Source organism: Dehalococcoidales bacterium, from assembly GCA_035529395.1.
Classification (GTDB): domain Bacteria; phylum Chloroflexota; class Dehalococcoidia; order Dehalococcoidales; family Fen-1064; genus DUES01.
This window is the reverse complement of sequence record DATKWT010000080.1, coordinates 32,489-42,783: the sequence shown is the minus strand read 5'-3', so window position 1 is coordinate 42,783 and position 10,295 is coordinate 32,489. Positions and strand designations below refer to the sequence as shown.

Here is a 10,295-nt window from a genome sequence, read left to right as displayed (position 1 = left end):
CACCATCTGCACTTCCCCGCCGGATAGTGTCCGGGCGTTCCGTTTTCTGTCGGCGGTAAGCCCCACCATCTCCAGGACACGGTCAACCCGGATGCGGATGTCGCTCCGGGACATTCCTCTCCATCTCAGGCCATAGGCGATGTTATCATAGACGGTGGTGTTGAATACCACCGGTTTCTGGAGCACGAAAGCCATCCGCCGCCGCGCTTCCAGCCGGAGTCCGTCCGATTCGGTAACATCGGTACCGTCGAAGCAGAGCTGCCCGCGGTCCGGCGTGTCAATGAGGTCCAGCAGCCGCAGCAGTGTAGTTTTGCCGGAACCGGTCGGGCCGATGAGGGCAAAGACCTCGCCCCGCTCTATCCTGATGTTGATGCTCTTCAGGATATCCCGGTCACCACGCCTCTGGCACAGGTCAACGGTTTCTATTAGAGACATCTTCACCTCTGCTGCAACCTGTTGAGGACGACGTTCACTACCAGGGCAATGAATATCAGGATTATGCCCAGGGCAAATGCCAGCTCCAGATTACCCTTGGAAGTTTCCAGTGATATTGCTGTGGTGAGCACCCGGCTCAAATCCACGATATTGCCACCAACCAGGAGGGCTATACCGACCTCTGAGATTGCCCGACCGAACCCCATGATGACGGCGGCCACTACCGCGTACCTGGCTTCCATGAAGACCACGATTGCTGTCTGAACACCGCTAGCTCCCAGAGACCGGGCGGTATCCAGCATGGTCTGGTCAATCCCTCTCAGTGCCGAAATAGTCAGACCGAGCAGTATCGGTGTGATCAGCATCATCTGGCCGATTACCATAACGGTGGGCGTGAACAGCAGGCTGAGTCCTCCCAGAGGACCGGCGCGAGAGAACAAAGCAAATACAATCAGACCGATAACGACGGTAGGGACGCTGTAGAAGGTCTGGATTATACTCACCAGCACACGTTTGCCGGGGAAGCGGTTGAAGTGAATCACGCTGGCCAGCGGCAGGCATATCAGGGTGGCAAGTACGGTCGAGGTCAGTGATATCCTCAGTGACCGTCCGGTTATCGCCAGTACCGCGGGGTCGAGGGAGATGATAAGCTCAACCGCTCTGGTCAGACCGTTCCAGATTTCAGTCAGTTTCCTGCTCCCTCTCTCATTCTGTCTTCTCTAAGGTAACTTAATCCCCGAATTCCTTTTCCCCTGTAAAAGGGGAAAAGGAACATTATCCGAATAGGCTTCAGCCTCCAAGGGCTTCCCCCGTTCAGTTGGGGATATTTCGTTTCAGTCATATTCCGAGTTGCATATGATTCTGCTTCCTCATGCAGTCAGGGTGTCCTTATGAACTTGTACTCAGTGCTATTCAGGCTCGGCGCCGGCACAGGGGGTGAACAACTGCATCCCGTACTCTTTGACACCATAGTTACCAATGAGGTCCTGAATATCCGGTGAGGTAAGGAAGGTTATCAGGTTGTTGGCCCTTTCGAGGTTAACCTCACCCACGATGTCCGGACTTACGGCAATTGCAGAGTAGACGTTGAGTAGTATTCCACCCTCGTCCACGATAGGCACCAGCTCCAGTTTGCCCTTATAGGCGAGAAAGGTACCCATATCAGTGAGGGTGTAGGCCTGCTTCTCGCTGGCCATCATCAGGGTGGCTCCCATGCCGGTACCCGCTTCGATGTACCAGGACCCGGCGCCACGGACTGCCTCGTAATCATGACCGGCGGCTGCCCAGATTGCCTTTTCCTTGGAGTGCGTTCCGGAGTCGTCACCACGGGAGACGAAGCTGGCGCTGCCGGTGTCCATCAGCTTCTCAAAGGCTTTTTCAGGGGTGAGTCCCTTGATTCCGGCGGGGTCGGTCTCCGGACCGACGATGAGGAAGTAGTTATAGGCGAAGGGGACTCGCTCCTCGCCATAGTCTTCGGCGATGAATTCCAGCTCGCGGGTTTTGGAGTGGACCGTGATGATGTGGACATCACCCCGGCGACCGTACTCCAGGGCTTTGCCGGTACCGGCGTACATGACGTCCAGTTCGACGTCGTATTTCTCCTCGAACATAGGCTCGAGGTATCCCCAGAGTCCGGTATCGTAGAGGCTGGTAGTCGTGGCCACCCTCAGCCTCTGCTGTGGTGGTTGGGGCGCTGCGGAAGATGAGGAACAGCCTGCCATTGCTGCCGTGAAGCAGAGTACCAGAGACAGTGCCGCCAGGGGTCCAGCGAATTTCCACCGGTATCTGCCGCCGGTGTGTGTCCCACGAGGCATATTCCTGTGCAGCAGGAGGCTATGCTCCGGTGGATTGGGATGTGAGTGGGGTTTGGTCTTTTCCGGGGTTGTGGCGCGGACACGCGCATACGAAGTCATGATGCTCTCTCCTTTCCAAATTCGGGAGGCGTGAGGGTTTTCCCTCACACCCTATCGTTTGCCTCTCGTAGGTGGACACCCTTAGAGATGGCAACTCGGAGACCGCTATTTAGTTAAACGGGTTCTGTTTTGCCGTAAAGCCAGTATCAATATACCCTACTGGCTGGCGGCATGTCAACTGTGCCTGCCAGCCTGTCATTGCGAGGCCGTAGGCCCTACCCTTGACCATATGAGTTATAATTAGCATTGCAGCCTGATATGCTGCAGTGATGGATTTCACTATGAATCACATCTCTCAGGAGGCTTTTTTATGGAGTACATCGGCGTTTTTATTGGAGGTCTATTTGTCGGAGCATTATTTGTATTAATACTCAACAGATTCCTCAAAAAGGATACTGAAACAACATTTTCGTCGCTGTCATTTGATGCGTTAAGTAGAAATTCCGCAGAGTTTCTGAAACTGGCTAATGAAACATTGTCGAAGCAGACTGCTACCGGGGCTGGAGAGCTTGAGAGCAAGAAGAAATTGATTGACCTGACACTTGAAGGCATAAAGGGTAACTTGCTGAAAATGGAAACCCTGGTAACAGATTTCTCTAAAGACCGGGAAAAGAAATATGGCGAGTTAAGCAGTCAATTGAAGGCCACTGCTGAGCAAACCGGGAAGCTCCAGGAAACTACAAACCAGCTTCATACAGCTCTGGCAAGCACAACGATGAGGGGTCAATGGGGCGAGAGAATGGCCGAAGATATATTACGGCTCGCCGGATTCATAGAGGATGTGAATTACAGGAAGCAGAAAACCCTGGAAACAACCGCATCCCGGCCCGACTTCACCTTCATGTTACCAAAAAACCTGATACTCAATATGGATGTGAAGTTCCCTCTAACCAACTACCTGAACTACATGAATGAGGAGTCTGAATCAGGCAAACAGAACTACAAACAGCAGTTCTTGAAGGACGTAAGACAACGTGTGAAGGAGGTGACTACCCGAGATTACATCAATCCCGAGGAAAACACTGTGGACTACGTTCTGGTATTCATTCCTAATGAACAGGTCTACTACTTCATGCACGAAAACGACAGTACCCTTATTGACGACGCACTGAAGAACAAAGTGGTTGTCTGCTCCCCACTATCACTATACGCGATACTGGCCGTTATTCATCAGGCTGTTGAAAGTTTCAACATGGAGAAGACGTCGTCCGAGATGCTGGCGCTGTTCGGGTCTTTCAATAAGCAGTGGGAGGCGTTCAAATCCAGCATGGAGAAGATAGGAAAGCGAATTGACGATGCTAAGGATGAGTATAGCCGTCTAGTGTCGACTCGTACGAACCAGTTGGAGCGGCCGTTAAGGAAGATTGACGACCTCAGGCAGCAAAAAGGAATACCAGAATTGTCCCCGGCAGAAGAAGAACAACTGCTGAATACTGCGGATGAGAGAGGCCTGCTGCTTAACCCCGAGCAAGATGAATCGGAATAGAAATCCTGGGTAACAGGAGGAATTCAAGACCTGCTCTGAGGCAAATACAGGTTTCTACCCGCCGAACATATTGGCGGCGAACTCGGCGGCCTTCATGGCGAAGCCGGGGAGGATACCGATGAAGAGGACACCGAGGCAGGTGATGGCCAGTGCCACGCGTAGCGCTCCTGAGGAGGGTACCTTCTCAGTGGAGGCAGGTTCGCCGAGCCACATTACCTTGACCACTCTCAGGTAGTAGAAGGCCGATATCACGCTGTTGATAACGGCGATAATGACCAGCCAGAGAAGGTCGCTCTGCACCGCCCCGCTGAATATGTAGAACTTGGCCATAAACCCGGCTGCCGGGGGCATGCCAATCAGTGATATCAGGCACAGAGTCAGACCGAGGGCAAGGACCGGCGCCCGCTTACTCATCCCGGAGAAGTCCGCAATGAGGTCGCTGTTAATCTTGTTGGTGATGGCAATAATGGCGATGAAGGCCCCCAGGTTAGCCATCGAGTAGCTTAACAGGAAGAACATGACCGTGCTCTGATTGAGTGTGCTCGTGGCTGCTCCGACACCCATGGCGGCAAGACCGACCAGCAGATAACCGGCCTGGGCGATGCTGGAGTAACCGAACATGCGCTTGATGTTGGTCTGGGGCAAAGCGGACATGTTACCCACCGTCATACCGATGGCTGCCAGCGAGGCGAAGACCAGACCCCAGTTCATACTCAGCCATTCCGGGGTACCGAATGCGGAGAAGAAGACCCGGAGTATGATGGCGAAACCGGCCGCTTTGCTGGCCACGGACAGGTAACCGGTTATCGGGGTTGGTGCCCCTTCGTAGACGTCGGGCACCCACATCTGGAAGGGTACCGCGGCAATCTTGAAGCCGAAGCCGGCAATCAGCAGGACCGCACCCAGCATGAGCGCCGGGTTATCGCCGACGCCCGTGGCACCGAGGTTCTGGACGGCCTGTGATATTTCGGCAAGCTGTGTGGTACCGGTCGAGCCGAAGACCAGCGCCATGCCATAGAGTAATACTGCCGAGGAGGTCGCACCCAGCAGCAGGTACTTGATTGACGACTCCGTCGATTTGGGGTCTTTGAGGAACCCGGCCAGGACGTAGAGTGAGATACTGGCCAGCTCGAGGGCGATGTAGATGGTGATAAGCTCGGCACTGGCCGCCATGAGCATCATGCCCAGTGCGGAAAGGATTATCAGTGCGTGGTATTCACCCTGGAAGCGACTGAACTTGGGTGCGTAGTCGACAGAGGCCAGGATAACCAGAGCGGCAATCCCCAGGAAGAGAAGTTTGAAGAAGAGGGCAAAGTTGTCCACGGACAGCATGCCGTTGAATGCGGCCTCGGAGGTGCCCCAGAGAGCGATGGCGAACCCGGCGGATACCGCCAGACCGATAATGCTGAGAACCGCCAGCACCCCTTTTTTCTCGATAAAGAGGTCAATCAGTATCAGCACTACTGCGGTTGCTGCCAGGCTTAGTTCTGGTGCCAACAGCTCAAGATTCAAGGCCTACTCCTTAGAAACATACGCTATTTTCGCAATCCGGAGGAGCTTCCTGGTGTCTTCGTGCAGTTCCTCCCATATCTCGGGGATCTGCTCCCTGGTAACCCATCTGGCCTCACCGATATCACTGTCCGGTCTCAATGTACCTCCGGTCACCCTGGCCAGGTAGTCAATGTAGATGACGTGTAATGTAACCCTGCCGTCTTCCGACCTGACAATCCGGTCAAACGGGTGAAGTGGTGCAACCAGACTGATATCGAGATGGGTCTCCTCCTTTACCTCCCTCTTGATTGCTTCCTTTATCGTTTCCCCCGGCTCCAGCCTGCCGCCGGGGCATATCCACTTACCCTGCCAGTATCCGCCCCTCTCCGGGCGGTGCTTCACCAGCAGTATTCTGCCGGCATCATCCTCAATTATCGCCCCCGCCCCGATCATTATCGGCTCTGCCATCCAGACTCACCGCTCTAACCACCTATCAGGCCCACTATCGGCGAGATACCGAGCCTGATTATGTCTGTCATTATCGCCGGATAGATGCCGATTAGCATTATCAGGATGACAAAGGCGAACATGTAGACTTTCTCCATGTTGTCGGCATCTTTGACACCGTTGTATTGCTCCAGCACCGGGCCGTAAAACGTCCGTTGCAGCATCCACAGGATATAACCGGCGGCGAGTACTACGCCCAGCACTGCCAGGATAGTAAAGACCTCTGCGCCCCCAACGACGGTGCTGGAGAAGCTGCCGATGAAGGTGATGAACTCGGCGGCAAAGCCACTGGTCAGCGGCAGACCCAGCGAGCCGAGACCGGCGATAGAAAACACGATGGCAATGACCGGCATCTGCCTGGCCAGTCCGCCCAGTTTCCTGAGGTCACGCTCCTCGACATTGTGTATCATCAGACCGGCCATGGCGAAGAGCAACCCGGTGAGCAGGCCGTGGCTGAGCATTTGCAGACCCGCTCCGGTCAGGCTCACTTCATTGAGGGCAAAGATGCCGAGCAGCACGTAGCCCATGTGGCTCACGCTGCTGTAGGCAATCATCCGCTTGAGGTCGGTCTGCCTCAGAGTCAGCGCCGCGCCGTATAGTATGCTGATTACGGCCAGCGTCAGTAACATCGGTGCGAAGTTGCGGGCTACGTCCGGGAAGATGCTCACGCAAACGCGTATCATCCCGTAGCCGCCCATCTTGATTAGCGCCCCGGCAAGCATCACGCTACCGGCAGTCGGTGCGTCGGTATGGGCGTCCGGGAGCCAGGTGTGCAGCGGGAACACCGGCAGTTTGATAGCAAAGGCGATGATAAGAAGCCAGAAGATTGAAGCCGCCGGCATGATGGACTGCACCATGCCAAGCCCGCCCTCGGAGATATCCACCATACTCAGACTGCCGGTGGTGAAATACAGGCTCAGGATACCGGCCAGCATGAAGGCACTGCCGAAAAGCGTGTAGAGAACGTACTTGATGGACGAGTACTCTTTTCGGCCCGTCCCCCAGATGGATATCAGGAAGTACATCGGGATGACTTCTATCTCCCAGAAGATGAAGAAAAGCAGCAGGTCAAGCGAGCAGAATACGCCCAGGATGCTCGCCTCAAGGAGAAGCAACCAGGCGAAGTACTCGCGGACTCTCACGTGGACCTTCCACGAGATAAGTACCACCATGAAGCCGAGGAAGGATGTCAGTGCTACCAGCGGCAGGCTCAGGCCGTCGACCCCCAGGTGGTAGTTGGCACTGATTGCCTGAATCCAGGAGGCCTTCTCCTCGAACTGGATGCCGCCGAGTGCGCGGTCGTACCCGGCAAAGATGATAATCGCCAGCACGAAGGAGGCAAGAGTAAGGACCGCAGATATACGCCGTATCCACCGTTCCGATATTCCGGGCACAAAGGCAACCACTACCGCCCCGAGTGCCGGGAGAAGGATGATGGCCGTAAGATAGTTAAACTCCAAGCCTGCTGACTCCTATCAAATCCTTTAGCCTATAAATACTCATCCGAAGATATACAGGACAATGGCAATCGCGGCTGCCCCCAGGGCAATGGACAGCGCGTACAGTTGAAACTGTCCCGTCTGTATCTTGCGGACCACGTCCCCGCTGGACATTATAGCATTGGCTGCTCCATTCACAACCCCGTCAATACCTTTGGTATCCATCTTCTGAAGTCCGGCGAAGAACCCACCGAGCAGTGCCTTTCGTACGATCAGGTCTTCGTACAGTTCGTCCATCCAGTACTTCCGCGAGAACATGACGTATAGCGCCTGGAACCTGGCACCAATGCGTTCCGCGGAAATCTGTTTGGTATTGTACATCAGGTAGGCAAGCAGAATACCGCCCAGCGCCAGCAGTAGCGATATAATCGGCCACGGCGAGTGGGTGAATATACCGAAGAACCCCTCGATGAAGCCCTTGGTATGACCGTGCCCCATGAGCTCTCCGAAGTGCCCGAAGGCATTCCAGAAACCGGCGATGACGGCCAGGACGGCCAGGAAGACCAGGGGAGCCACCATGACCTTCGGTGATTCGTGCGGGTGACCGTGTGCCTCAGGGTCTCCGCCGCGGTACTTCCCGTGGAAGGTCATGTAGATAACGCGGAACATGTAGAAGGCGGTCATGAACACAGTTATCATTGCCAGGATAAAGAGTACCGCGTTACCGTCCAGCGCTGTTATCAGGATTTCGTCCTTGCTCCAGAAACCAGCCAGGGGCCAGACTCCTGCCAGGCTCAGAGAGCCGAGGAGGAAGGTGATATACGTCCAGGGCATTATCTTGCGCAGGCCGCCCATCAGCCGCATATCGAATGTACCGGTGGCATGGTTAACGCTACCTGCTCCAAGGAACAGGAGCGACTTGAAGAAGGCGTGGGTGGCTAAGTGGAAGATACCGAAGGTGGTGGCGGCCTTGGCCGCCTCTACTGTAACGTTTCCTTCATGGAAAAGTATGATACCGGCCGCCCCCAGCCCGAGCATCATGTAGCCAAGCTGGCTGATGGTGGAATAGGCAAGCACGCGCTTGATATCGTTCATTACCAGGCCCATTGAGGCCGCAAAGATGGCCGTAAACCCTCCGATGGTCGCCACCACGGTTACTGCCTCAAGTGAGTGGGCGAATATCGGGAAGGTGCGGGCCACCAGGAACACGCCCGCCGAGACCATCGTCGCGGAATGGATAAGGGCGCTGACCGGTGTCGGGCCTTCCATAGCATCCGGCAGCCAGATGTGGAGCGGGAACTGGGCTGATTTACCCATTGCCCCGGCGAAGATACCGATAGCCACCCAGGTGAGGGTGGCGCCGGCGAGTGCACCCGCTGCCGCCAGGCCGCTTAGTTCCGCAGTGTCAAACGTCCCCGTGTTGGCGTAGAGGGCCAGTATTGCTACCAGGAAACCGAAATCACCGAACCGGGTGACGATGAAGGCCTTCTTGGCGGCATTGGCCGCGGACGGTTTGTGGAACCAGAAACCGATGAGCAGATACGAGCACAGACCGACCATCTCCCAGAAGACGAACATCATGAGGAGGTTGTTAGCGATGACCAAACCCAGCATGGAGGCGGTGAAAAGGGACATCCAGGCATAGTACCGGGTGTAGCCCGCTTCATCATGCTGCATGTAGCCCAGCGAGTATATCTGCACCATCAGGCTGACGATGGTGACCACGACCAGCATCACGGCGGTCAGCGAGTCCATTATTATGCCCAGATTGATTGTGAAGGTGTTGCCAATGGCTACCCAGGAGATGTCCGGGATAGCAATCTCGTGGTTCGGTGCTCCCATCACTTCGGTCAGTGCCCAGATGGAAAGTACAGCCGAAGCACCAATGGCCGTAATAGCTATCAAGCCCGATACGCTTGATTTGGAGTTAACGAACGGTCTGATAAAGAGGCTTATCAGCCCAAACGAAATCACGGGCAGCAGGAATATGAACCAGTATGCTTGGTCCGGCATCAGAGTTTCCTTAACACCTCGCTAATCACGTGCTCCTTATCCTGAGGTACCAGGATGCGGTAGGTGGTCGCTTCCTGGCCTATCGGCAGGCCAGACTCAGGCATAAGCCGGGTGGGTATACCCTCACCCTCGAAGAGCTCTTTCCACATTTCCGCCATCATTAGATTAGGCGCTTTCTTAATCTCAACCCACATTGTCTGTTACCGTTTCATCAGGTTTATTTCCGTGGAATCGACGGTCCCACGCTGGCGATAGAGCGCAATGATTATCGCCAGACCAACGGCGGCTTCGGCTGCCGCTACCGCCATGATGAATATCACGAAGACCTGCCCGGTCAGCTCTGCCGGTGCGATGTACCGGGAGAAGGCTACCATGGCGATATTCACCGCATTCAGCATTATCTCAATACACAGCAGGATAGCTATCATGTTACGCTTAGCAAGTACCCCGTAGAGCCCTATGGCGAACAGGACTGCCGAAAGCACCAGGTAGTGTTCCAGACCTACAGACATCTTGCTTACTTCTCCCTGACCAGGACGATAGCCCCGAGAATCGCCGCCAGCAACAGCACGGCGGTAATTTCCACGGACAATATATAGCCATTCTCACCGAAGAGCTTGCCCGCCAGTTCCGTAGTGGTCGGTTCCAGTGGTGCCACTGCGGATATCTGCCACGGGGTATTGAACACGGCAAAGCATACCGTTCCCAGGAATACCATGGCGGCAGCTACCGCGGGAATACGCAATTTATTGGCCGGATTGCCCCGCTGGATATCGCGGGTGAGCATGATGCCCAGGATTAGAAGTATCGAAATGGCACCGACATAGACCAGGATTTGCACTGCCGCCAGGAAGTCGGCACTCAGTGTAATGTAGAGTCCGGCCACAGTTATAAAGCACAGCACCAGGGAAAGCGCTGCCCGGAAGACGTCACGCAGCAGGACTACCGCCAGCGCAGCGGCCACGCCGACAACGGCCAACAGCCAGAATGCAACATCCAGTGGCATCAGTG

Annotated in this window: 12 protein-coding genes and 1 riboswitch; of the genes, 2 read left to right on the top strand and 10 right to left on the bottom strand. The window is 55.2% G+C overall.

Annotation, left to right across the window (positions count from 1 at the left end; genetic code table 11):
• Together VMW13_05120 and VMW13_05115 are read right to left on the bottom strand one after the other, a co-directional pair.
• The coding region (locus VMW13_05120) for an ATP-binding cassette domain-containing protein (protein ID HUV44197.1) at positions 1-435 on the bottom strand (435 nt) is incomplete at its 3' end.
• Positions 436-437: 2 nt separating this feature from the next.
• Positions 438-986 (bottom strand): ABC transporter permease, encoded by a 549-nt coding sequence (locus tag VMW13_05115; protein ID HUV44196.1) that lies wholly within the window; start codon positions 984-986, stop codon positions 438-440.
• A gap of 16 nt (positions 987-1,002) precedes the next feature.
• Between VMW13_05115 and VMW13_05110 the strand changes: the two genes are divergently transcribed.
• A complete protein-coding gene (locus VMW13_05110; GenBank protein ID HUV44195.1) occupies positions 1,003-1,158 on the top strand; it encodes a hypothetical protein in 156 nt (51 codons plus the stop codon).
• 185 nt (positions 1,159-1,343) lie between these two features.
• Here VMW13_05110 and VMW13_05105 read toward each other — a convergent pair whose 3' ends face one another.
• Entirely contained in the window at positions 1,344-2,348 is a 1,005-nt protein-coding gene (locus VMW13_05105; GenBank protein ID HUV44194.1) for a substrate-binding domain-containing protein, read from the bottom strand.
• Positions 2,341-2,461, bottom strand: a riboswitch (molybdenum cofactor riboswitch). It overlaps the preceding gene by 8 nt.
• Before the next feature lie 197 nt (positions 2,462-2,658).
• On the opposite strand from VMW13_05105, the gene VMW13_05100 reads away from it, so the two are divergent.
• On the top strand, positions 2,659-3,834 hold the full coding sequence (locus VMW13_05100) for a DNA recombination protein RmuC (protein HUV44193.1): 1,176 nt from the start codon (positions 2,659-2,661) through the stop codon (positions 3,832-3,834).
• A 54-nt stretch (positions 3,835-3,888) separates the two neighbouring features.
• On the opposite strand, the gene VMW13_05095 is transcribed toward VMW13_05100, so the two are convergent.
• From VMW13_05095 to VMW13_05065, 7 genes are read right to left on the bottom strand one after another with little or no spacing between them, the layout of a single operon-like run.
• The gene (locus VMW13_05095; GenBank protein HUV44192.1) at positions 3,889-5,346 is read right to left on the bottom strand and encodes an NADH-quinone oxidoreductase subunit N; all 1,458 of its coding nucleotides are present in this window, start codon (positions 5,344-5,346) and stop codon (positions 3,889-3,891) included.
• A gap of 3 nt (positions 5,347-5,349) precedes the next feature.
• Complete coding sequence (locus VMW13_05090; protein ID HUV44191.1) at positions 5,350-5,793, bottom strand: NUDIX domain-containing protein; 444 nt, start codon at positions 5,791-5,793, stop codon at positions 5,350-5,352.
• Positions 5,794-5,807: 14 nt separating this feature from the next.
• Complete coding sequence (locus VMW13_05085) at positions 5,808-7,292, bottom strand: NADH-quinone oxidoreductase subunit M (GenBank protein HUV44190.1); 1,485 nt, start codon at positions 7,290-7,292, stop codon at positions 5,808-5,810.
• A gap of 39 nt (positions 7,293-7,331) precedes the next feature.
• Positions 7,332-9,284, bottom strand: a complete 1,953-nt coding sequence (nuoL, locus tag VMW13_05080) for an NADH-quinone oxidoreductase subunit L (GenBank protein ID HUV44189.1) — start codon at positions 9,282-9,284, stop codon at positions 7,332-7,334.
• Complete coding sequence (locus VMW13_05075) at positions 9,284-9,478, bottom strand: hypothetical protein (protein HUV44188.1); 195 nt, start codon at positions 9,476-9,478, stop codon at positions 9,284-9,286. The genes nuoL and VMW13_05075 overlap by 1 nt, the downstream gene beginning before the upstream one ends.
• A 6-nt stretch (positions 9,479-9,484) precedes the next feature.
• On the bottom strand, positions 9,485-9,796 hold the full coding sequence (nuoK, locus tag VMW13_05070; GenBank protein ID HUV44187.1) for an NADH-quinone oxidoreductase subunit NuoK: 312 nt from the start codon (positions 9,794-9,796) through the stop codon (positions 9,485-9,487).
• Between the two features lie 5 nt (positions 9,797-9,801).
• Positions 9,802-10,290, bottom strand: coding sequence for an NADH-quinone oxidoreductase subunit J (locus VMW13_05065; protein HUV44186.1), 489 nt, complete (start codon positions 10,288-10,290; stop codon positions 9,802-9,804).
• Between the last annotated feature and the right edge of the window lie 5 nt (positions 10,291-10,295).